Below are 24,167 nucleotides of genomic sequence, written 5' to 3'. Positions count from 1 at the left end.
GGCATGGCTTTTTTTGACGGAAGGCGGGCACAAATGGAGCGGTTACAAAGTTTTGAAAATTTTTTTCAAAACAGTTCATTTTCCGAGTTGGAACATGGTATAATTCCTGAAGAGGTGATTAAAATGAGTATAGACGCATTGTTTGGCGCCATCGCGCAAGTCGCCACCTATCTGCTGCCTGTGCTTGGTGTCGTCGCTTTGATCTATTTGATCTTGCTGATCAAAACGCTGATCGAAACGTTAAAAGACGTATCGCTGACTTTGTTGACCGCGGAAAGTGAGCTGAAAAAGCTGGACGGACCGTTGAGCACGGTGGAATCGCTGTCCAAAACGGTGGATGACGTCCATGGCGCGACCCGGAAAATGGTCACAAAGGCGACCGCGACGCTGAATAAAGATATGGAGCAGGCGAAGTCGTGGATGACAAAGAAAAAAGAAGAGCTCGCCGCTAAAAAAGATGAATTGAGCGCGAAATTGAATAAGGAAAAAGAGGTTCTGAAAGCGGATGTGGACGTGATCCAAAACGCGGTGCAGGACGACCCATACGAAGAGGAGGAAATTATTTATGTCAGAGATGAATCAGGAAAAGAAGCCGAATGATAACGAAGAAGTAAACGAGGAAATCGAAGTGCGCGTGACGCCGGCGGAAAACGAGGAACAGGCTCCGAAAGCCGACGACCAGCAAACCATTGACGAAATGATCGACGAAACGGAAAAACAGTCGCTCAACGAGCTGGCGACGCTCAAGGAGGCGAACAACGAGGCCAACGAGGAAGTCATCGACGACGCCGAAGTCGAAATTAAAAAGATTTTCGCGGATTTGAAAGCGTGGTTGAAGCAAAATTCGGATCCGGAAGCGATCAAAGCCAACATTGAAAAAGCGAAGGATCAGACGATCGCGGTGCTCAACGGAGCGCGCGAAAAAGCGATCGAGGTGTCCAACAGTCCGGAATTTCAGCAGACGCTGGAGGCGGGCAAAGACTTTTTGAAAGGAACCGGTACTTTGATCGGGGAAGGATTCAAGGAGCTCAAAGGCGCCCTCTGCCAAAATCCGTCGATCAAAAAGGTCTTCGATGGAGCCGACGAGCAAATCGAAAAGCTGCGCGCCAATGAAAACCTGAAAGATGCGGTCGACCACATTCAGGACGCGACGGAAAAACTGAACAACGCGATCTTTTCGGGAATCAACAAGTTTTTCAAGCCAAAACAGACGCCGCAGGCTCCCAAGGAAATCGAAATGAAATCCGACGAGGACAAGGACGAGGAGTAGTTATCAATGAAAAGAATCACCATTTACGATGTGGCCAAGGAAGCGGATGTTTCGCTAGCCACGGTTAGCCGGGTTATCAACGACAGCAACGTCGTGCGCGAGGATACCCGGATCCGCGTACAGGAAGCCATCGAAAAACTAGGATACAAGCCAAACGCGATCGCGCAGGGACTCGCTCTTTCCAAAACCACAACGATCTCGATTGTGATGTCGGAGAAGCTGTTCGCCTACAACGCCAAGATTTTGAACGGCCTGATGGATGTTGCCAAGATCTACAACTACAATATCATGCTCCATACCACGAGCAAGGGAATTTCCAAAATGCAGGATGTGATCGAGTCGATCATCAAATCCCGCGTCGACGGCGTGATTTTGTTCAACGACAATTTTTCGGAAGAAGAGCTGGAAGTGTTGCACTTGTATCAAATCCCGATGGTTGTGGTTGGCAGCAAAATCGAAGACAAGAAAGTCGGCAACGTCGGCAATGTGTACGTCGACTTTGAAAAGCTCGCCTACGAGCTGGTCAACGAGTACTTTGAAAAGGGAATCACGGACATTTCCCTTGTGGAGGACAAGCTGAATCTCTCGATGATGTCGCAGCTTCGCCATGGCGTCGAGCGCGCCTTCAAGGAAAAAGGCATGGAGTTCAAGAAATACGTTTCGTATGACGAGACGTACCGTTCCTCCTACGATTTCCTATCCGAGTACTTCAAGACCCACAAGCCTTCGGAACTCGTGATCACGTTCCGCGACTCGCAGGCGATCGCTTTCCTGAACGCCTGCAACGAAGCGCATTATCAAATTCCGCAGGATACGCAAGTGATTTCGATTTTGGATGACAAGTATTTGCGGATGATGCGTCCGACGATTTCATCGTTCAACTTCCCGGATTACGATATGGGTGCGATCGCGATGCGTCTGCTTACAAAAATGCTCGTCAACGATGACGAAGTCAAGGACAACAAAGATATCGAGATCGGATACACCTTTATTCAAAGACAAACAACGCAGCCGGAGTGATCCGGCTTTTTTTTCAGGAGAAGAAAGGATATACTGAGTTTATGGAAATCATCATAGTGAACGAAACGGAAAACGAAATGGCACAAACGTATGCCGACGATTTCGCGCGCATCGGCAGACGGGCGTGTGAAATCCTGCGCAAAGACAAACCGTACGTGATGTCGGTCGTGTTCGTGACGCCGGAAAAGATCCACGAAATCAACCGGGACTACCGGCAAATCGACCGGCCGACAGACGTCATTTCCTTCGCGCTTCAAGACGATTCTTCCAACATTCTCATCGAGGAGGAAGAGGAGGAGCTGGGCGATATTTTTATTAACGTGCAGGCGGTGGCCGACCAGGCGAAGGAATACGGCCACTCCCAGCGCCGGGAAGCGTGCTTTTTGTTTTGCCATGGGCTGCTCCATTTGTTTGGATACGACCACATGACGGAAGAAGAAGAAAAAGTGATGTTTGGACTGCAAGATGAGATTCTCGATGAAGTGGTTGCAAGGTAGGTTCAAATACGCCTGGCAAGGCGTCACAAACGGAATCATGAAAGACAAAAGCATCCGGTTCCAGTTTATCGGCGGGCTTTTGGCGTTTTTCGCGGCCGCCATCCTGCGCTGTTCCGTGTGGGAATGGTTGTGGATCCTGCTTTGCGTGACGCTGGTGATCGTGGCGGAAACGTTCAATTCGTGCATCGAGCGCTGCGTGGACTACATTTCTTTGGAACGCGATCCGCGCGCGGGCCTGATCAAGGACATGGCCGCGGCCGCCGTCATGATCGTGTGCGGATTCGCCTTCGTGAGCGCCATTGTCATCATGGTTCCCAAATTGATAGGATGAGGTATTACTATGGAAAATTATAAATCAGGGTTTATCGCGATCGTCGGTCGTCCCAACGCCGGCAAGAGCACGCTGTTAAACGCTTTAATGAAAGAAAAAATCGCGATCATGACCGACACGCCGAACACGACGCGCAACAACATCGCCGGAATTTTGACGAAAGACGACGTCCAGTACGTGTTTGTCGACACGCCAGGCATCCACAAGCCGCAGCAGCAGCTTGGCCGCGTGCTGAATAAAAACGCCTATACTGCGATGGAGGACTGCGATGTGATCGCGTGGATCGTGGACATCACCCAGCGGTTTGGTCCGGGCGACGAGTTCATTTTGAACCGCATCAAGTCGTTGCGTAAACCGGTCTTGCTTTTGGTGAACAAAATCGACCGGTTCTCAAAAGAAAAAATGATCCAGGCTTTGATGGCGTGGCAGCAAAAATACGATTTTGACGAAATCATTCCTTTAAGCGCCAAAGACCAGGAAAATCTGGATGAAGTGCTGGCCACGATCAAAAACTATTTGCCGGACGGCCCGGCGATGTATCCGGACGAAATGAAAACCGACCACGATGAAAATTTCCGGATTTGCGAAGTCATTCGCGAAAAGATCCTCAACAAAACCGAGGAGGAAATTCCCCACAGCATCGCTGTCGTGCTTGAAAAAAAGGAGATTCGGGACGGGAAGGCGTTTATCAACGCGCTCGTCATTGTGGACCGGGACTCGCAAAAAGGCATTTTGATTGGCAAGCAAGGCTCGATGATCAAGGAGATCCGAATCGCGTCGCAGCGTGAGCTTTCCAAAATGCTTGGCATGCGTATCGACTTGGAGTTGTATGTGCGCGTGGAAAAAAACTGGCGCAACAAAGAGCAAAAAATCCGTGAATTCGGATTGGACGAGCTCAACGAAGGCACCCGATGAGCGATGTGGCGGGTCTTGTTGTCGCGCTGCAGGACTACAAGGACAAAGACGGCATCGTCTTTGTGTTGACACCGGAAAGCATCCAGAGCGTGTATGCCCGGGGCATTCAAAACCCGGCTTCGAAAAACCGGCGGCTGTGCAATCCGTTTTCGGAAGTCTCGCTCATCGTGGCGGATCGCAAAATGTCCACGATGGATTTTTTGATCAAAGGAAGCGTTTTGGCGTATTATCATACGATCCAGGACGATTTGGTCGCCCAAAGCGTCTGCTTTGTTTTGCGGGACTGCCTGTTTCGGGTCGCGATCGTACCGATGTACTCCTCTTTATTAAAAGAAGTGTGGCAGGCGTACAATCGAAAAGAGTCGTCCGCGCTGACGTACGCTTGTCTTTTGATGGCGCAAATCTTGAAAAACGAAGGCATCGCGCCTCATGTCGATGCGTGCGTAGGGTGCGGTTCGAAACGGCAGATTGAGACGCTCTCCAAGCCGGATGGCGGGTTCTTATGCGTGCGCTGCAACCAGGGGCGCTATCCAAAGTGGAAAAAAACCGAACTGGAAAAAATCCGCGCCTTGTTTATTGTGAAGGAAACGCTGGTGGAGCCGTTTGCGCAAAGCGCGCGGTACGACTTGGACGATTTTTTGTTTTTGGCGAAATGGTTCGAGCTGTTTTCGCACACGGAGCTGGCGAGCGTCCGGTTTTTGGCTTCCATTCGCACGCTGGAGGCGAAATAAGAAAAGAAGAAGGGCAGGTTCTTTGGAACCTGTTTTTCGCGTTGGCTCGGTTGTGGCATTGAGTAAGGAAACGTGCTATAATGAAACAGTCTATCCTTATGACAAGGAATGGTGTGAAGATGGAAAGAGGAGAATACAGTGAACGAGAAAACATTCAATGATGTAGTAGCCCATATGAAAAATTCCGGATTCGTCTATCAGGGATCCGAAATCTACGGAGGCTTGGCCAATACGTGGGATTTTGGCCCTTTAGGCGTTGAATTAAAAAATAATATCAAAAACGCGTGGTGGAAACGATTTATTCAGGAAAGCGTCCACAACGTCGGGATCCAGAGCGCGATCTTGATGAACCCCAACGTGTGGGTGGCCAGCGGACATGTTGGCGGCTTTTCGGATCCGCTGATGGACTGCAAGGCGTGCAAGTCGAGATTCCGCGCGGACCAGCTGATCGAGGAAACAACAAATGGGGAAGTCAATCCGGCGGGCATGAGCAACGAGGAAATGGAAACGTTCATTCGGGAGCGGGGTATCGCTTGCCCGAAATGCGGCGCGCATGATTTTACTTCGATCCGTCAGTTCAATTTGATGTTCAAGACGTTCCAGGGTGTGCTTGAAGACGCGAAAAGCACGATTTACTTGCGCCCGGAAACCGCGCAGGGAATTTTTGTGAACTTTAAAAACGTGCAGCGGACGATGCGCAAAAAACTGCCGTTTGGCGTCGGCCAGATTGGAAAGAGCTTCCGCAACGAGATCACGCCGGGAAACTTTATTTTCCGGACCCGCGAGTTCGAGCAGATGGAACTTGAGTTTTTCTGCAAACCGGGAACCGATCTGGAGTGGTTTGAATATTACTGCAACGCGTGCGTTGGCTTTTTGAAAGACCTTGGCTTAAAAGAGGAAAATATCCGGCTGCGCGCCCACGAGCAAGAGGAACTCGCCCATTACTCCAACGGCACAAGCGATATCGAGTACAATTTTGCCCATCCAATCGGCTGGGGGGAACTGTGGGGAATCGCAGATCGAACCGATTTCGATTTGAAGGCGCATCAGGACACGAGTAAGCAGTCTCTGGAGTATTTCGATCAGGAGACGAATGAAAAATACATCCCGTATGTGATCGAGCCAAGCGTGGGCGTGGAGCGTTTGCTGTTGGCTGTGATGTGCGAGGCGTATACCGAAGAAAAAGTTGGTGAAAACGACACGCGCCTCGTGTTGAAGCTCCATCCGAATCTGGCGCCGTACAAGGCTGCCGTCCTGCCGCTTTCGAAAAAGCTAAGCGAGGAGGCGATGGATGTGTTCGCTCTTCTGGCGAAAAACTTTTCGACGACATTCGACGACGCCCAAAGCATTGGAAAGCGGTATCGTCGTCAGGACAGCATCGGCACGCCATATTGCGTGACGGTTGACTTTGACACCGCCAACGATGGCTGTGTGACGGTGCGTGATCGCGACACGATGGAGCAGGAACGCGTCGCCATTCAGGATCTTTGCGAATATCTGCGCGTTCGGACGCAGTTTTAGAGGCGGGACTTGGCCTGGATCAAAGAGGAGGATATGAAGGCGATTCGCGCGCAGGCGGATATCGTCGATATCATCTCGAAATATATCTCGGTAGAAAAAAAAGGAAAAAACTATCAGGCGCAATGCCCGTTTCATGACGACCACGATCCGTCCATGTCCATTTCCGAGGAAAAACAAATTTTCAAATGCTTTGTGTGCGGAGCGGGAGGCAACGTGTTCTCGTTCGTGCAAAAATACGAAAAAATCACGTTTCCGGAAGCCGTATACAAAGTGGCGCAGTGGATCAACTATCCGCTGGCGCTCGATTCAATCCAAATCAAGGAAAAAAAGGATCCGTTTGAGCAGGAGCGAAAAGTTCTGCGGGAATATTCAGATTATTTGGAGTACGAATTGTTTAGCGAGGATGGCAAGGCGGCGCTGGCCGCGCTGCACGCCCGTCAATTCGACGAGGAAACGATTCGACGCTTTCAAATCGGATACGCCCCGGAAGGAAAGAAGTCGGAATACTTTTTAAAAGCCAAGCATTTTGGCGAGGAACGGATGCGGGACGCCGGGGTGCTCAACGAGGGACGGGCGGTGTTCTTCGACCGGATCATGATTCCGATTCATGACTCAAAAGGGCTTCCGGTCGGGTATACGGCCCGCCGGCTTGGGGACAACGACTTTGTGCCCAAGTATATCAACACGTCTTCGACGCCGCTTTACGAGAAGGGACGGCTGATTTTCAACTATCACCGCGCCAAAGAGCACGCCCGCAAAGCGGGACGCCTGATTTTGTGCGAAGGGGCGATGGATGTTCTCGGTTTGGAAAAGGCGGGACTGCATGAAGGTATCGCCTGTCTGGGGACCGCGCTGACCGACGAGCAGCTGCGGCTGATTGGCTTGCTCAAAGTGCCGGTTCACGTCTGGTACGACAACGACAAGGCGGGACGCAAAGCGGCGTATCATTTTGGACAGGCGGCATCGAAAGCGGGCATTCCGTTTTCAATCGTAAGCGACGCGCACGCCAAAGATCCGGACGAGGTGTATTGCGCCTATGGCGCCGACGAAGTGAAACAAATTGCCGACCACACGATTTCGTTTGTCGAATTTTTGTTTCAATATTTGCCGGATCAATACAATTTGGACAATTACGAAGACAAGAAGGCGTTCGCGCAGGAAATGAACCGCGCCATCGAAAACGGAGGACTGCCGTTTGAACAGGCGGCGTACTGGAACCGTCTCAAAGAGATGACGGGCTTCGATTTTTCCTCGAGCGCTCAAAAACCGCAGACCGTGGCGAAAGCCACGCCGCGCCCAAAAGGCCCGACGTACATTCCAGCGCCGCAAAGCGGACGGAAAAAGGCGGAATTTTTCATTTTAAATTCCATTTTGGCTTCCAAACGGCACTCGCTACGCTTCAAGGAGGAAATCGGCTTTTTCAAAGACGATTTGTATCGACGGTTGTCTCTTTATATTTACGATCTTTATCGGCTTCATGACGAAATCGACGCGGACCAGCTTTTCGCTTCCATCGAAGAGGAAGAGGTGCGCGACTTGCTTGCCTCTTTGATCGCGTACGAGCGCGAGGAGCTAAGCGACGAGGTGTTTGAAGACAGTTTATGGAAAATCAAGGAATGTACGATCAACGAGCAGATCGAGAAGATCAACGGACAAATCCAGGTTCTTCACGATCCGATTCAAAAAGCCACCCTCGCGAAAACAAAGGCGGTGCTGATCGAACAACGCAATAAAATCAGAAATCGAAAGGAAGGTTGATCCAATGCCGGCACTGGAAAAAAAATTAACGAAAAAGAAATTCGCCTCGCTTGACGACGCGAAAGTGTATCTGGAGGCTGTCCGCGACAGCAACATCGACATCACGCAAAACGAGTTCATGGATTCGATCTCGCATTTGAATTTGGATGACGAGACGACGGATGAATTGTTTAACTGGTGTGAAGAAAACAACATCACCTTCGTCGTCGACAGCGACGATTACGAACTGGAAGGGGAAGACGATCTCTCGGACGACATGGACGACGACGAAAACTCAATCGACGATTCGATTTCGCAGTTGGAGCAGTCGTTCGCCAACGCGTCCCACGCCAAGATCAACGACCCGGTCAAAATGTACTTAAAGGAAATCGGACAAATTCCTTTGCTCGATCCCAAAGAGGAGCCAATCATTGCCAAGCGCATCCAGGACGGGGCGGAAGCCAAAGAAAAACTGGGTTCCGATCCAAATTTGGACGAAGCGGAAAAGAAGGCGCTCGACCGGAAGATCGACGATGGCGAGCAGGCCAAGCAGCTTTTGATTTCCTCGAACCTTCGTCTGGTTGTTTCAATCGCGAAAAAATACGTCGGCCGCGGAATGCTTTTTTTGGATTTGATCCAGGAAGGAAACTGCGGTTTGATCAAGGCGGTTGAAAAATTCGACTATACGAAAGGCTTTAAATTTTCCACTTACGCGACGTGGTGGATCCGCCAGTCGATTACCCGGGCAATCGCCGACCAGGCTCGAACGATTCGAATTCCGGTCCACATGGTGGAAACAATCAACAAGCTGACCCGGATCCAGCGTCAGCTCGTGCAGGATCTGGGCCGGGATCCGCTTCCGGAAGAGATCGCCGAAAAGATGGAAGGCATCAGCGCCGAAAAAGTGCGCGAGATCCAGAAAATCGCCCTGGATCCGGTTTCGCTGGAAACGCCAATCGGTGAAGAAGACGATTCGCATCTGGGCGACTTTATCGAAGACAAAGACACGCTTTCGCCAGACGACTACACGAACAACCAGCTGCTCAAAGACGAGATCAACGCGGTGCTTCAAGGCTTGACGGAACGGGAAGAGAAAGTGCTTCGTTTACGTTTCGGACTGCTTGATGGCCGGACCCGGACGCTGGAGGAAGTCGGCAAGGAATTCAACGTGACGCGGGAGCGGATTCGTCAAATCGAGGCCAAGGCGCTTCGGAAGCTGAAACATCCGAACCGCTCGAAACGATTGAAAGACTTTGTGAAGTCATGATTCGGCGCTCGCTTCGGCTTGACGCGATTTACGCCTGGGTCGATGGAAACGTGGTGGCGGATATCGGCTGCGATCATGGCTATATCCCGCTATGGTGCGTCCAGGACAAAGGAATCAAAGCGTACGCTTGCGATGTGGCGAGTAAGCCGCTCGAACGCGCCCGCGCGCTTTTCAAGCAGGAGGAAGCCGATATCCCATGCTTGTTGATGGACGGAATCGAGGGGCTGCCTGGCGACGTAGATCAAATCGTGATCGCGGGAATGGGAGGCCAGCTGATCGAACACATTTTGGAGCGTTCGAAAGCGCGCGCCATGCGGCTGGATTCGATGATCCTATCCCCGCATAAGGACGTGCATTTGTTGCGTTCGTATTTGCGAAAGGCGGGATGGCGCATCGAAAAAGAGCGTTTCGTGCAGGAGGGAAACCACTTTTATCCGATTTTGTACGTGAGAAAAGGAAACGAGCCAGGCGACGAGGCATCCGATTATTACGGGTATCACGTCGTGGAGGACGCGACGTACGGGGCGTATTTGGTGGCCGAACAAAAAAAATGGCGGATGCTGGAACAAAGAGTGCCGGCGGACGCGTTTGAAGAAGGAAGAAAGCGTCTTGTGGCGCTGGAAAAACGAATGAAACCGCGGAATAGATAAGCCGCGGTTTTTATTGCGATATGGGACAACGGGGAAGAAAGACCACGAAAAAAGCAGGCGATGGGACGGAAAAGGACAGGGAAATGAAATCTTTGGCCGCTTTCACTGTTTTTGGGTTGAAAACTCCCGGGTTTTCTTAAAAAAATCGCTTTCAAAACGAGATAAAAAGAATTATAATGATACTGCTATGTATTGTGTATTTACATAACGAAGGAGGAAATACTTTAATGGCAAAACAGTTTCAATCTATGGATGGTAACACTGCTGCCGCCCATAATGCCTATGCTCTTACTGAAATGAGCTGTATTTACCCAATCACCCCATCTTCGCCAATGGCCGAAGTAATGGATGTCTGGGCAAGTCAAGGTAGAAAAAACGCTTTTGACGAAGTTGTAAAAATTGCCGAATTACAATCGGAAGCCGGAGCTTCCGGAGCGGTTCATGGTGCCGCTCAGGCGGGTGTATTGCCAACGACATTCACGGCATCCCAAGGTTTGTTGTTGATGATCCCGAACATTTATAAATGGGTCGGAGAAAACCTTCCGGTCGTTCTGCACGTTGCGGCCCGTTCACTGGCAAGCCGTTCTTTGAACATCTTCGGCGATCATGAAGACGTTTACGCGATCCGCCAGACTGGTGTTCCAATGCTTTCGAGCCACTCGGTTCAGGAAGTTATGGATCTGGCCGGTGTCGCTCATTTGACGGCGATCAAATGTCATGTTCCATTTGTTCATTTCTTTGATGGATTCCGTACTTCGCACGAAGTGGATAAAATCGAAGTGTTCGACACAGACAAATACAAGGAACTCATTGATTGGGAAGCGCTGGACGCATTCCGCAAAAACGCAATGCAGCCACACACAAACCCTGTTACGCGTGGCGCAAACGAAAACGATGACATCTTCTTCCAGGGCGTGGAAGCAAGAAACAAGCACTATGAAAACGTACCGGATGTCGTAGCCGACTACATGGCGAAGATCTCCGAGATCACTGGACGCGACTACAAGCCGTTCAACTACGTTGGTGCGCCAGACGCAGACCGCGTGATCGTTGCGATGGGTTCTGTTACGGAAACAGCGCTTGAAGTCGTAAACGACCTCAACAGCAAAGGCGAGAAAGTCGGATTGATCAAAGTGCATCTGTATCGTCCGTTCTCGACAAAATATCTGGAAGCCGTTCTTCCTGAAACCGTAAAGAAAATCGCCGTTCTCGACCGTACGAAAGAAGGCGGAGCGATGGGCGATCCGCTGTATCTCGACGTTTTGGCCGCATTGAAAGGCAAAGACATCGACATCGTCGGCGGACGTTATGGTCTTGGTAGCCACGACACGGAGCCAAACCAAATCAAAGCGGTTTACGACGAACTGCAAAAAGACGAACCAAAAGAAAACTTCACGATCGGTATCGAAGACGACGTAACGATGACTTCGCTGCCAGTGGACAAATCATACAAAATCAAAGGCGATGCCACAGAGTGTCTGTTCTGGGGTCTTGGCTCGGATGGTACTGTATCCGCCAACAAATCGTCGATTAAAATCATTGGTGACAACACGGATATGTATGCGCAGGGTTACTATGCGTACGACTCCAAAAAAGCCGGTGGTGTAACGCGTTCCCACTTGCGTTTTGGAAACAGCCCGATCCACTCGACTTACTACATCAACAACGCGGACTTCATTTCCTGCTCGCTTGACTCGTACATGTTCAAATACGATCTGGCAAGAAACCTGAAAGACGGCGGAACGTTCCTGTTGAACACGACATTCTCGCCGGAAGAAGTTGTAAAACACATGCCAAACCGTCTGAAGAAGGAACTGGCAGAAAAACACGCGAAATTCTACATCATCGACGCGACGGCTATCGCCGAAACCATCGGCATGGGACGTCGTACGAACACGATTTTGCAGTCGGCGTTCTTCGCTTTGAACCCGCAAATCATGCCAATCAACAAAGCCGTTGAATTGATGAAAGCGGCCGCTAAGAAATCGTATGGCAAAAAAGGCGACGCGATCGTTGAATTGAACTACCGCGCTATTGACGCCGGAAAAGAAGGCGTCGTAGAAGTTGCCGTAGATCCTGCATGGGCCGAACTGCCTAGCGGAAGCCTGCGCAAAGAAACCGGTGATCCTTACTGGGATGAATACGCTTCGAGAATCAACGCTCTTGAAGGATACGACATGCCGGTCAGCGCCTTCACGAAAAACAAAGTGCTTGACGGTACGATGCAAAACAACATCGCGTTCAAGGAAAAACGTGAAATCGCGACAAACGTTCCAGAATGGATTCCGGAAAACTGTATCCAGTGTGGATTCTGCTCGTTCGTATGTCCTCATGCGACGATCCGTACATTCGCTCTGACTCCGGAAGAAATCGCGAACGCGCCAAAAGAATTTGAAGGATTCGCTACGTTGCCTTTGATGGGAAAACCAAACACGGATCTGCGTTGGCGTGTACAAGTATCGCCTTCGAACTGTGTCGGATGCGGTCTTTGCGTCAGCGAATGCCCTGGAAAAGGCGGAAACAAAGCGCTTCAGATGGCGGATATCAACTCGCAGCTGTATCTCGACCCTCTGGCAGACTACCTGTTCAAAGAAACAGAATACAAATCGGATCTGTTCCCGAAAACAATGATCAAGGGAAGCCAGCTCCAGATGCCTTACTTCGAGGTTCCTGGATCTTGCCCTGGATGTGGTGAAACTCCATACTACCGTCTGGCTTCGCAGCTGTTCGGTAAAGACATGCAAATTGCCAACGCGACAGGATGCTCGTCCATCTACTGTGGCGCCAACCCTTCGACTCCATTTGTCAAAGATAAAGACGGAAACGGAACGGCATGGGCAAACTCGCTGTTTGAAGACAACGCCGAATTCGGTTACGGTATGGCTTTGGCCAACAACTACACCGCTTCGAAAGTATACAAGATCATGGAAGAAAACCTGGATAAGGTAACTCCTGAACTGAAAGACTTGTTCGAACAATACTTGGCAGCCGGAAACGACCGCGAAAAACAACGCGAACTCGCACCGAAAATCAAAGAACTCGTTGCGAAAGCGGATGTTGAAGAAGATGTTAAAACGCTTGCCGAGTACGATCTGGTTACAAAATCGAACTGGATCATCGGTGGCGACGGCTGGGCATACGATATCGGATACGGTGGAGTAGACCACGTATTGGCAAACAATGTCAACGTCAACATCCTCGTTCTGGATACGGAAGTATACTCGAACACAGGTGGACAGTCCTCGAAATCGAGCCAGCGTTCCTCGATCGCGAAATTCGCGGCCGGCGGTAAAACGACAGCCAAGAAAGATCTCGGTCAGATTGCCATGACTTACGGTCACGTATACGTGGCATCGGTATGTATGGGTGCAGACAAGATGCAGACATTGAAAGCCTTCCAGGAAGCGGAAAGCTACGATGGACCATCTTTGATCATCGCGTACGCACCATGCGTTGAGCACGGAATCAAAGGCGGACTTGGAAACCATCAGCAAGTACAGCGCGAAGCTGTTGAATGCGGATACGTTGACATTTACCGTTACGACCCAAGAAAAGAAAAACCTTTGACAATCGACACGAAGAAAGAGCCAGACTACTCGAAGATGGAAGCCTTCATGATGAAGGAAAACCGTTTCGCGCAACTCGTGAAACTGAAAGGCAAAGAAGCGGCCGATCAGATGTTCGCGAAAGCGATCAGCGATGCGAAACGTCGTCACGAGCGGTTGCTTGCGATTGAAAAAGAAGGTATTTAATTCGCTTGAAAGACAGTCTCACGACTGTCTTTTTTGCGTTGGTTTTGACAACACCGGCAAAAGCGTGTAGTATTTTGGATATGAAATTGAAACTATGTTTTGACTGTGATGATACTTTATACGATCTTTCCTGGCCGTTTCGAATGAGCGCGAGCCATTTATTCGCCGACGGACAGCTGGATCCAATCGACATGGAACGGTTTTATTTGGATTATCGAAAGGCGGGAGACGAGATCTTTGATCAAATCCAGACCGGAAAAATTTCGATTGACGAATCCGGACGCCACCGCATTAAAACCGTATGCAGCCGTTACGGCATTCCGGTGGATGACGCGTTCGCGGACGAATTTCAGAAGATGTACCGCGATTATCAAAAAAATATCGCGATGGACCCGCAGCTTGTCGACTTTTTTCAGGAAACCGACGCGGATCTGGCGATTTTGACCAACGGAGATCATGGCCATCAATACGCCAAACTGTCAACTTTGGGCGTGTTTGACTACTTTCATCCGTCCCACGTGTTCACAAGCGGAAAGATCGGCTACGCCAAGCCGGATCCAAGAGCGTTCACCGAAGTGATGGATACGTTGAACGAAAACGCGATGGACTGGTACTATATCGGCGATTCGTATGGAAATGATATGGAGGGCGCGAAAAACGTCGGCATGAAAACGATCCACTTCAACCGCCACCATGGTCCCGAAGGAGAAGCGGCGGACTATGTCGTCTATTCCGAAAAGCAGTTAATTGAATTATTAAAAGAGCTTTCAGCGTGAAGACTGAAAGCTTTTTCTATATCGTAAAGGCGTCGTTTTTTTGTATTCCTTGAATTGGCGGATGAAGTAGGAAACATTGGTAAAGCCAACTTCCAAACTAATGTCCAGCACGGACAAGGTCGTGTTCTTCAGCAGCTCACACGCTTTTTCGATTCGATACTGGATCAAATAGTGGATCGGGGAGTCGTGCTGAATGCGCTTGAACAGCCGGCCCACGTAATTTTCCGAGCAGTCGATCAAGGCGGCCAGCTCCTCAAGATGGATCTCCTCTTTGTAATGCTCCTCAATGTACATTTGAATCGTCTTATAGCGGTCGATGCCAAGACGTTGCTCCTCGTTCAAATTGGCGTTTTTTGGAATAAACAGCTTCATTTCGTAAAAAGTCAAAAACAACTGAAACAGCATGACCTTGGCTTTGTAGTAGGAGTACTCCGTTTCGTGGGACAGGCACTCAATCAAATCCTTGACTTGCGCTTCCACCAGCGAGTACGCCAGACGATCCGCGGAGAGCACTGTCGTGAATCCGACGCGCCGTTCCAGAAAGTGGTCGACGATATCTTCCTGAAACGCGTCTTTCATTGTTGTCGACAGCAGCAAAGGATCAAAAAGAATCGCGTGGTGGATCGTGTCGTTCGAGCATCCCGTCACCTCGTGCAAATCCTCGGGGTCGATCAACGCGATATCGCCTTGATGCAAGACGCGTTTATTCAAGTTGTGCTCCAATTCCAGCATTCCTTTTTCCACGTAGAGAATCTCGCATTCCGGATGCCAGTGCCGGTCCACGAAAAAATTATCCGGATAGATGGACTGCTGGTTTTTGATGTCGAACATCAAGTGGCAAATGGGCTTGCGTTTGGTGCCGTGCGCGGTTTTTTCTTTCAGTTGAGAGTATTTGTTCATATTTTTTTTACCTGTTGTTTCCATTATAAAACAACCCTTGCGAGAGTCAATAAAGGGGGATTGACGAAAAAAGTTTTTTCCCGGAAAACAATCCATTTTTCAGATCATTTACTTTTCATCAACGTTTCAGGTATAATAGCCTTGTTTAGTAAAAAGACACTTTAGGAGGCAACAATGGACATAAATACTATCGTGTTGGTCTTGACCTTGCTGAGTGGGGTGGCGCTGTTTTTGTATGGAATGAGCGTGATGGGCGACGGGCTGAAACAAATGGCCGGAAACAAGCTCGAACTCATTTTATACAAACTCACGAACACGCCTCTCAAAGGTCTCTTGCTGGGAGCGGCCGTCACCGCCGTGATCCAGTCGTCTTCCGCTACGACCGTCATGGTCGTCGGTTTCGTCAATTCCGGAATGATGAAAGTCGCGCAGGCGATTGGCATCATTATGGGAGCGAACATCGGTACAAGTATTACCGGATGGATCCTCTGCTTGTCGTACATCGACGGACAGCAGGGAATCGCCCAGCTTTTGTCGACCGCGACCATCTCGGCAATCGTCGCGATTCTTGGAATCATCTTCCGCACCTTTCTTAAAAAAGACGTGTATCGGCAGCTGGGAAATATCATGCTTGGCTTCGCGATCTTGATGATCGGCATGCAGACGATGTCTGGCGCGGTGGCGCCGCTGAAAGATTCGCCGGCTTTCGTTTCCATGCTGACTTCGTTTACCAATCCGGTTCTTGGCATTGTGTTTGGCATCGCGCTGACCGCGGTGCTTCAATCCGCATCCGCGGCCGTCGGCGTGCTTCAGGCTTTGTCGGTAACCGGCGCGATCGTCTTCCAGTCCGCCTATCCAATGATCATGGGAATCGGCATCGGCGCCGCCTGCCCGGTTTTGCTGTCGGCGATGGGAACGAACAAGTACGGAAAACGAACGGCGCTCGTTTATTTGATCAACGATGTTTTCGCGATGATTTTAGGAACCACGCTGTTTTACAGCGTGAATGCGTTCGTCCACTTTGATTTTTACTCAATGACCATGTCGCCGTTCTCGGTCGCCCTGCTCAACACGGTGTACCGCGCCGCCGCGATGATCATTTTGCTCCCGTTTGTCAAAGGCATTGAGAAAATCGTGACGCTGCTTGTACCCGGAAAGGACGAGGATGACGACGAAGACGACGATTTCGAGCTTCTCGAAGAGCGATTCCTGTCGTATCCGGCCATCGCCATCAACCAGTGCCACCGCTCGATTGTCATGATGGCGAAAAGCTGTTTGAAAAATTTGAGCCGCGCGTTTACGCTGTATGGCGATTTCTCCGACAAGCTGTATAAAAAAGTGCAAAACAGGGAAAAGAAAGTTGACAAGTACGAAGACAAAATCGGCGCTTACCTGATCCAGCTGACTGGAAAGGAAATGACGGAGATCCAATCCAAAGAAGTGTCCGAATATTTGCACTGCATTGGCGATTTCGAGCGTACCGGCGACCACGCCTACCATATCGCCCACATCGGCAAGGACATGTCTGAAAAAGGAATCCGGTTCTCGTCGGTGGCGGAACACGAGCTTTCGATTTTGGAAAGCGCGACCAAGGACATTATGGACTTGACGATCGACGCGTTCGAAAATCAGGACATGGACACAGCTAAACATGTCGAACCGTTAAAAGATCTCATCAGCATTTTATGCGACGAGCTCAAGATGCGCCACGTCCAGCGTCTGCGCGATGGCATTTGCTCGCTCGATCAGGGCATTTACTACAGCGAGCTGCTCAACAATCTGGAACGCATCGCGGATCATTGCTCGAATGTCGCGGTGTGTCTGCTCGAAATGGCGACATCCGACTACGATTCTCACGCGTATTTAAGCCAGTACCGCCGCGAAAAGACCGGCGAGTACGCGACATATTTCAAAGAGTACGACGAGAAATACGGAATTTGATGCTTTATAAACAACTCGATTGTCCAATCGGGTTTTTCTCGTTTCAACGAATAGAAAGGAAACCAGTCCATGTTTATTAGTACGATACAGTCCATGGCGTCTTTGCCCGCCTTTCAGGCAAGCCCCATCGACACAGTCGTGGTGGCGTTTGAAGGCTTTTCGCTGCGCAGCGAAGCCAAACAACCGATCGACTCGCTCGCCGACTGGAAAGCGGCCTGCGAGCAACACGGCTTGAAAATGGCCGTCAACGCGCTCAAGCTGTTTATGGAAGAGGAAGTCGACGGGTTAGAACATTTTTTGCAGGCGCTCAAAGACGTCGATGTGGACGCGATTTATTACGCCGACGAGGGCGTGTTTGAAATCGCGCAGCGGCTCGGTCTGCAGGAGAAACTCGTTTATCAACCCGAAACGCTCGTGACCAATACGCCAGACGTTCGCTTTTACCTCGATTTGGGCGTAAAAAGCGTGTCGCTCGCCCACGAGCTCTCGCTCGAGGAAATCGTGGGCATCGTTCAAAACTGTCCGCAAGCGGAAATTTTGATTCACGGCTACTTTTCCATTTTGTATTCGCGCCGTCCGCTTGTGACCAATTATTTGCGTCATATCGGCAAAGAAAAAAAGAGCGATCGCTATGATCTTGTCGAGCAAACCCGCGACGAAGCGATGCCTGTTTTGGAAGATGAAAGCGGAACCCACGTATTCTCGGCCGAGCCAATTCAGTCGCTGGATTACATTCAAGCGCTTTACGACGCGGGAGTCCGGCGGTTTCGGCTCGACTCCTTGTTTTTGAATGACGAGGAAATCATCGAGGCCGCCAAAGCGTACGCGGCGGTTTTGGCGGGCGGACAGCCGGCGCGCCCTTTGGCGGGAAGCGATCGCTGGTATGGGCAGACGACAGTCAAGAAGAAGGTGGATTAAATGGAAAAAATCGAATTGCTGGCGCCAGCCGGAAATCTTGAAAAGGCGAAAATCGCGATTTTATATGGAGCCGACGCGGTGTACATTGGCGGAAAGCAGTTTTCCCTGCGCTCCCGCGCTTCCAATTTCACACTGGACGACATCGCCGAACTCGTGCGCTTCGCCAACGCTCACCAAGCCAAAGTCCACGTGACGGTGAATTTGCTGCCGCACGATGAAGATCTTGATGGTTTGAGCGACTACTTGCAAGCGCTCGACAAAGCGGGTGTCCACGCGATCATCGTGGCGTCGCCCGCGATCATGAAACGGGCGAAAGCGCTTGGATGCCATTACGAGATCCACGTTTCCACGCAGCATTCGTCCACCAATTCGGCGGCGGTTCGCTTTTGGAAAGGACAGGGTGTGGATCGGGTCGTTTTAGGCCGGGAATGCACGCTCGACGAAGTGGAAGCGATTTGCGAGAAAAACATTTTGCCGATCGAAGTGTTCATCCACGGCGGGATGTGCATCTCGTATTCGGGACGTTGCGTTTTAAGCAACCATATGACTTTGCGCGACGCCAACCGGGGCGGCTGCGCGCAAAGCTGCCGCTGGAAGTACCATTTGATGGAGCGAGGCGCGGAAATCTCGGATCCATCCGATTTGTTTTCCATGTCTTCCAAAGACTTGCAGGCGGTTCGATACGTCGAAAAGCTCATCCAATGCGGTGTCAGTTCGCTGAAAATCGAGGGGCGCATGAAATCGGCGTACTATTTGGCGACGGTCGTTTCCAGCTATCGGCGGCTCATTGACATGATTTACGAGAAAGGCCACTTGGAAGCGGAAGACATTGAAGCCATCGAGCGCGAGATCCGCAAGGCGGAAAACCGGCCGACCGGGCCAGGCTTTTATCGGGGGATCCCGGACGAGAATGTGCAGTTGTACGTGGATCACGATGAAATCGTCACGCAGGAATACGTGGCTTCGGTGCTCGACTTCGATCCATTCACCAAAACGGCTGTCTTGCAGGTGAAAAACCACTTCCGCCCGTATTCGACGCTGGAGATTTTCGGGCCGAATATTTCGAGCACCGCAATCGAAGTTGGCAAAATCACCGATGAAGATGGTTTTGAACTCGAAGTTTGCAATAAACCGATGCAAATCGTGTATACTAAATGGGACGGACCGATCGAGAAAGACGCGATGATCCGTAAAATCAAATAAAGAGGAGAGGATAACATGAAATTAAGTGAAAGTTTCTTCTATACATTGCGGGAAAACTCCAAAGACGAGGATTCGGTTTCCGGCAATTTGCTCGTACGCGCGGGCATGATCAAGAAAAGCTCGAACGGGATGTACATGATCATGCCGATGGGCAAGCGCGTGCTGTCCCGGATCGAAAACATCGTCCGGGAGGAAATGGACGCCAAGGGCGCGCAGGAGCTGCTGATGCCGGCGCTCATTCCGGAAGACGTGTACGTGCAATCCGGACGGCGCAGCGCGTTTGGGTCCAACATGTTTACGCTGCTGGACCGCTACAATAAAAAGTACGTGCTCGGCCCGACGCACGAGGAGTTGTTCGCCATCGCGGCCAGCATGGACGGCAAGTCGTATAAGGATTTTCCGTACAACTTGTACCAGATCCAGACGAAGTTCCGCGACGAGACAAGACCGCGCTACGGTTTGATCCGCGTGCGCGAGTTCATTATGAAGGACGCCTACACGTTCGATATCGACGAGGCCGGTCTGGACGCGCAATACGACAAGATGTACGACGCCTACTGCCGCATTTTCGACCGCTTCGATTTGACGTATAAAATCGTGCGGGCTGACACCGGAGCGATGGGCGGCTTGTTGTCGGAAGAGTACCAGGCGATTACGAATATCGGCGAGGACATCGTTGTCGGTTGCGAAGGGTGCGATTTCTCGAGCAATTTGGAAATCACGGAAGTCATGGACACGAAAGAGGCTTCAACCGAGGAAAAGAAGGAAATGGAGCTTGTCGAGACGCCGAACGCGAAAACGATCGAGGAAGTGGCCGCGTTCTTTGGCAAGCAGCCGGAAGACTTTGTGAAGACGCTGTTGTATAACGTCGACGGAAACATCGTCGCGTTCTGCATTCCGGGCGATCGTGAGCTCAACGAGACGAAGGCGCTCAAGGCGCTGGGCGCGGCGGAAATGGAGCTGGCGGACTTCGCGGATGTCGAAAAGGCGACAGGCGCCAAAGTCGGCTTCGCCGGACCGGTTGGTTTGAATGTGCCAGTGTATATGGATCGGCAAATCGAAAAGATGCGCAACTTCATCGTGGGCGCCAACAAGACGGACCACCACTACGTCAACGTGAACGTGGACGACTTCACGCCAAAGGCCGTGCTTGACCTTTGCCAGGTGAAGGAAGGGGACATTTGTCCGAAGTGCGGCGCGAAGCTGACGTTCGACCACGGTATCGAGGTCGGCAACTTGTTCAAGCTGGGAACAAAGTACGCCAAGTCGATGAATTTGCTGTATACGGACGCGAACAACGAGCAGCAGCCGGTTTGGATGGGCAGCTACGGCATCGGGCTGGAGCGCTGTATGGCGGCGATCGTCGAACAGCACCACGACGACCAGGGCATCATTTGGCCGCTGGAGGTCGCGCCATTCAAAGCGTGCATCGTGCCGGTGCAGGTAAAGGACGAGACGCAGCTTGGATGCGCGAACGACTTGTACGCGTACTGCCTTGAAAACAAATACGATGTTTTGCTGGACGACCGCAAGGAACGTGCGGGTGTGAAGTTCAAGGATATGGAGCTCATTGGCGTGCCATACCGGATCACGGTGGGCCGCGGTGCCAAGGACGGCCTGGTGGAATGGGTCGAACGGGCCAAGGAAGGCAAAGAGGAAATTTCAATCGAGGAAGCGAAGTCGCGTCTGGATGCGATTTATCGGCAATAATTTGAAAAAGGTGAAACAGTTTCACCTTTTTGTTTGTCTTTCAGAAAATTTCTTTTCTTTTCATTTACTTTTCAAAAAGTTTCATGTATAGTTGATTATATTATGGGAGGAGTAGTATAGAATGCAAAATAAAATTCATATTGGAAGTCGACAAGTAATTTTGAATTACAATAAGGCCTATCCGAAAAATCGCGAGACCCTTCTCGGGTCGGAATCGTTTAAACGGTTTATCGGGTACTTTATTCATTCGGTTCAAGAAAAAAGTCCAAAACTATATGATTATGTCACTCGTCATGGAAAGTTTACGGAGGATGAGGCGACGGAAAACTTTGTGACATTCTTGCGAATATTAGCGATTTTTAAAATCGAGGAAATCGACAGCGACTATTTGACGGAGCGCGAACTGCTTTTGGAGCTTTTGGAAGAGATTTACAAAGAGTGGCGTTCGCTGCAGCGGTTTGGTTACATGTATTCGGAGAAAACGCCGGATTTTGGAATCAACAACTTGGTGCAGAAAGACAGCTCGCTGAACGATTTGATCTTGCGTACCTACCGGTTGTTCGAGGAAAAGGTCCAGGGCCGGCCAAACCTCGTGTATCGCCAGGTGCAGGCGGGAACCAACGCTTGTTTCTCGGTGCATAAGGCGAAGGAATTTACAAAACCGGATCAATATAAGAAATTGGAGGACATTCCGATCATTGACACCGTCATGCTGCGGACGCCAATGATTTTGCATCCAAAATCGAGCAAGCGAACGGGCATGTTTACCGAGATTGACCAAAATCCACTCAATACGTTCCGGTTCGAGAAAGACGACTGGTTCTGCTTCCCAATGAAAGTTGGCAAGCTGCTTTGCTTTGTGTACTTCAACTCGAAATACACGGCGACGGCGCTTTCCCTGGCCAACTTGTTCGAGCTGGCGACGCGCGAAGAGGCCAAGGAGAAACCGGACTTGATCGTGCTGTACGGCAACGAGGACAACAAAAACGAGACAACGTTCTACCACGACACGGAAAACGATATTTGGGTCGGTTCGATCTCGGATCATCCGCGGGTGGAATATTTCGGCTATATGAAGAAAATGGCGCTGACGCTGCACAATCTGGCGATGATGAGCCAGGGATGGCTGCCAATCCACGGCGCGTTTGTCAATATCACGTTAAAAGACGGGCGAACCAAAGGCATCATGCTGATGGGGGACTCGGGCGCCGGAAAATCGGAGTCGATCGAAGCGCTCAAAGTCGTTGGTAAAGACATCATTAAAGACATCGACGTCGTATTCGACGATATGGGAACGATCCACATCGAAAACGGCGTGCCGTATGGACAAGGAACGGAGATCGGCGCGTTCATTCGTCTGGACGATCTCGATCCGGGAACGCCATACCGGGATATGGACCGTTCGGTGTTCATGGCGCCGGAAAATCCAAACTCGCGCATGATCGTGCCGGCGGCCCCATACCGCATGGTCGTATCGAACCACAAGATCGACTTGTTCGCCTACGCCAACAACTACACCGACGAATATGGTTTGAAAGAGCTGGAAGTGGAAGAAGTCAAGGAAACGTGCAAGCAAGGGAAGCGAATGGCGCTGGGAACGACGCAGGAAGTCGGCATTTCGACAACGTATTTCGCCAATCCGTTCGGTCCGATGCAGCAGCAGGACGTGTGCGAGCCGCTCATCGACGAAGTGTTCCAGTCTTTGAAAGACAACGGCGTGTTTGTCGGCGAGATTTACACGCATCTTGGCTTTGACAAGATGAACCGTCATGGACTGCACGAAGCGGCTACAGAACTGCTTGAGTTCATTCGCAAAGATTAATTGATTGAAAAGGCATGCCGATTTGGTATGCCTTTGTCTATGTTTTTATTGTTCGTGTGTTATAATGAGTAGTAATTTAGGAAAGGAGGGCAATGGATGCCTCAATATCATGATTATAACTATTCGAATTTCACGGGAGTGAGCGAGCAGCGCCGCGGGCTTCTGAAAACATATACGTGGATGTTTTTCGGGCTGCTGATCACGGCCGCCACCTCGTATTTGATGTACGCGACCAACTTGTATTTCGCCATTATCCGCGGGCCGATGCCGCTGATTTTGATGCTTGTGCAATTCGGAATCGCGTTTGGATTTACCGGAGCGATGCGCAGCGCGTCAAGCTTGACGATGAAAGTGCTGTTTGTCGTTTTCGCCATCACGATGGGAATCTCGCTGACATCCCTGGGAATCGTTTACCAGCTGGGAACGATTTTCGTCGCGTTTTTAGTGAGCGCGGTTTACTTTGCGTGCCTGATGGTCATCGGGTTTACAACGAAAAAAGATCTCTCGAGCTTTGGAACGATTTGTCTTGGCGGCTTGTGCGCGCTCATTATCACGCAGGTGATTTTGATGCTGTTTGGATTCAACATGAACACCCGGCTGATCAGTATCGTGGGCTTGCTGCTGTTTACCGGCATCACGGCCTGGGATGTGCAGCGGACAAATCAGCTGATGGCTAACACGTCGGGCATGACGCAGGAGAAATTCGCGATCTTTATGGCGCTGGAGCTGTATTTGGACTTCATTAATATTTTCCTGTACGTGCTCCGTCTGCTGGGCATGAGCAGCAACCGCGACTAAACCAAACGGGAAAAGGGCGAAAGCCCTTTTTTTGTGGGAAAGATCAAGGGAAAAATAAAAAGACGTCGAGGAGTCGACGCAAAAAAAAATTCCTTCGAACGAGGAATTAAATCGCAAAAGTATGGTGGGGACGGTGGGACTTGAACCCACACGGGATAAACTCCCAACGGATTTTAAGTCCGTTGCGTCTGCCGATTTCGCCACGACCCCAAAAAAAATGGAGGTTCCGATCGGATTTGAACCGATGATCACAGAGTTGCAGTCTATTGCCTTACCACTTGGCTACGGAACCAATTGCTTAGTTATTATGCCATGACACCGATTGAAAATCAACTCTTTTTTGAAAAAAATGCTTCTCTTTTCGATGAAAAAGAAACGACTGGTATTTGTGGCTGTCAACTGAAGAAA

Annotated in this window: 20 protein-coding genes and 2 tRNA genes; 19 read left to right on the top strand and 3 right to left on the bottom strand. The window is 50.4% G+C overall.

Translation table 11 applies throughout. The annotated features are described in order from the left end of the window. The first annotated feature begins 123 nt into the window (after positions 1-123). The 13 genes from ABNS49_RS01500 (at position 124) to ABNS49_RS01440 (ending at position 14,467) form a co-directional block, all read left to right on the top strand. Positions 124-600: a hypothetical protein gene (locus tag ABNS49_RS01500; RefSeq protein ID WP_135979340.1), complete on the top strand. Its 477-nt coding sequence runs from the start codon at positions 124-126 to the stop codon at positions 598-600. Further along, entirely contained in the window at positions 566-1,270 is a 705-nt protein-coding gene (locus ABNS49_RS01495; RefSeq protein WP_135979339.1) for a hypothetical protein, read from the top strand. The genes ABNS49_RS01500 and ABNS49_RS01495 overlap by 35 nt, the downstream gene beginning before the upstream one ends. Before the next feature lie 6 nt (positions 1,271-1,276). Further along, a complete protein-coding gene (locus ABNS49_RS01490; protein WP_135979338.1) occupies positions 1,277-2,290 on the top strand; it encodes a LacI family DNA-binding transcriptional regulator in 1,014 nt (337 codons plus the stop codon). A 41-nt stretch (positions 2,291-2,331) separates the two neighbouring features. Next, a complete protein-coding gene (gene ybeY / locus ABNS49_RS01485; RefSeq protein ID WP_135979337.1) occupies positions 2,332-2,787 on the top strand; it encodes an rRNA maturation RNase YbeY in 456 nt (151 codons plus the stop codon). After that, complete coding sequence (locus ABNS49_RS01480) at positions 2,768-3,118, top strand: diacylglycerol kinase family protein (protein WP_135979336.1); 351 nt, start codon at positions 2,768-2,770, stop codon at positions 3,116-3,118. The genes ybeY and ABNS49_RS01480 overlap by 20 nt, the downstream gene beginning before the upstream one ends. A 9-nt stretch (positions 3,119-3,127) precedes the next feature. Then, positions 3,128-4,033, top strand: a complete 906-nt coding sequence (gene era / locus ABNS49_RS01475) for a GTPase Era (RefSeq protein WP_135979335.1) — start codon at positions 3,128-3,130, stop codon at positions 4,031-4,033. Further along, entirely contained in the window at positions 4,030-4,764 is a 735-nt protein-coding gene (gene recO, locus ABNS49_RS01470; RefSeq protein ID WP_135979334.1) for a DNA repair protein RecO, read from the top strand. Before era ends, recO begins: the two co-directional genes overlap by 4 nt. A 138-nt stretch (positions 4,765-4,902) precedes the next feature. Further along, complete coding sequence (locus tag ABNS49_RS01465; RefSeq protein WP_135979333.1) at positions 4,903-6,285, top strand: glycine--tRNA ligase; 1,383 nt, start codon at positions 4,903-4,905, stop codon at positions 6,283-6,285. Between the two features lie 9 nt (positions 6,286-6,294). Then, on the top strand, positions 6,295-8,043 hold the full coding sequence (dnaG, locus tag ABNS49_RS01460; protein WP_277820731.1) for a DNA primase: 1,749 nt from the start codon (positions 6,295-6,297) through the stop codon (positions 8,041-8,043). A 4-nt stretch (positions 8,044-8,047) separates the two neighbouring features. Further along, positions 8,048-9,289, top strand: a complete 1,242-nt coding sequence (rpoD, locus tag ABNS49_RS01455; RefSeq protein ID WP_135979331.1) for an RNA polymerase sigma factor RpoD — start codon at positions 8,048-8,050, stop codon at positions 9,287-9,289. Further along, positions 9,286-9,939: a class I SAM-dependent methyltransferase gene (locus ABNS49_RS01450; RefSeq protein ID WP_135979330.1), complete on the top strand. Its 654-nt coding sequence runs from the start codon at positions 9,286-9,288 to the stop codon at positions 9,937-9,939. The genes rpoD and ABNS49_RS01450 overlap by 4 nt, the downstream gene beginning before the upstream one ends. A 227-nt stretch (positions 9,940-10,166) precedes the next feature. After that, complete coding sequence (gene nifJ, locus ABNS49_RS01445) at positions 10,167-13,691, top strand: pyruvate:ferredoxin (flavodoxin) oxidoreductase (protein ID WP_135979329.1); 3,525 nt, start codon at positions 10,167-10,169, stop codon at positions 13,689-13,691. An 80-nt stretch (positions 13,692-13,771) separates the two neighbouring features. Continuing rightward, positions 13,772-14,467 carry an HAD family hydrolase gene (locus tag ABNS49_RS01440; protein WP_135979328.1) on the top strand — a complete coding sequence of 232 codons (696 nt, stop codon included), beginning with the start codon at positions 13,772-13,774 and terminating at the stop codon, positions 14,465-14,467. On the opposite strand, the gene ABNS49_RS01435 is transcribed toward ABNS49_RS01440, so the two are convergent. Next, positions 14,459-15,367 (bottom strand): AraC family transcriptional regulator, encoded by a 909-nt coding sequence (locus ABNS49_RS01435; RefSeq protein WP_168353505.1) that lies wholly within the window; start codon positions 15,365-15,367, stop codon positions 14,459-14,461. The two genes, ABNS49_RS01440 and ABNS49_RS01435, sit on opposite strands and share 9 nt — an antisense overlap. Before the next feature lie 174 nt (positions 15,368-15,541). Between ABNS49_RS01435 and ABNS49_RS01430 the strand changes: the two genes are divergently transcribed. From ABNS49_RS01430 to ABNS49_RS01405, 6 genes are all read left to right on the top strand, one after another. After that, positions 15,542-17,308: a Na/Pi cotransporter family protein gene (locus ABNS49_RS01430; RefSeq protein ID WP_135979326.1), complete on the top strand. Its 1,767-nt coding sequence runs from the start codon at positions 15,542-15,544 to the stop codon at positions 17,306-17,308. A 69-nt stretch (positions 17,309-17,377) separates the two neighbouring features. Next, entirely contained in the window at positions 17,378-18,226 is an 849-nt protein-coding gene (locus ABNS49_RS01425; protein ID WP_135979325.1) for a U32 family peptidase, read from the top strand. Continuing rightward, entirely contained in the window at positions 18,227-19,429 is a 1,203-nt protein-coding gene (locus tag ABNS49_RS01420) for a U32 family peptidase (RefSeq protein WP_135979324.1), read from the top strand. It abuts the gene before it with no gap. Between the two features lie 15 nt (positions 19,430-19,444). Then, positions 19,445-21,139 (top strand): proline--tRNA ligase, encoded by a 1,695-nt coding sequence (locus ABNS49_RS01415; protein WP_135979323.1) that lies wholly within the window; start codon positions 19,445-19,447, stop codon positions 21,137-21,139. A 121-nt stretch (positions 21,140-21,260) separates the two neighbouring features. After that, the gene (locus tag ABNS49_RS01410) at positions 21,261-22,961 is read left to right on the top strand and encodes a phosphoenolpyruvate carboxykinase (ATP) (protein WP_135979322.1); all 1,701 of its coding nucleotides are present in this window, start codon (positions 21,261-21,263) and stop codon (positions 22,959-22,961) included. 96 nt (positions 22,962-23,057) lie between these two features. Further along, on the top strand, positions 23,058-23,759 hold the full coding sequence (locus ABNS49_RS01405; protein ID WP_135979321.1) for a Bax inhibitor-1/YccA family protein: 702 nt from the start codon (positions 23,058-23,060) through the stop codon (positions 23,757-23,759). A 122-nt stretch (positions 23,760-23,881) separates the two neighbouring features. Here the strand turns inward: ABNS49_RS01405 and ABNS49_RS01400 are convergent. After that, a tRNA-Leu gene (locus ABNS49_RS01400) sits at positions 23,882-23,969 on the bottom strand. Between the two features lie 8 nt (positions 23,970-23,977). After that, positions 23,978-24,051: transfer RNA gene (locus tag ABNS49_RS01395), tRNA-Cys, on the bottom strand. Positions 24,052-24,167: the final 116 nt, after the last annotated feature.

The sequence above is a fragment of the uncultured Dubosiella sp. genome, from assembly GCF_964018005.1.
GTDB lineage: Bacteria > Bacillota_I > Bacilli_A > Erysipelotrichales > Erysipelotrichaceae > Dubosiella > Dubosiella muris.
Note: the sequence above shows the minus strand (reverse complement) of the source record. Positions and strands in the feature narration are given on the sequence as shown.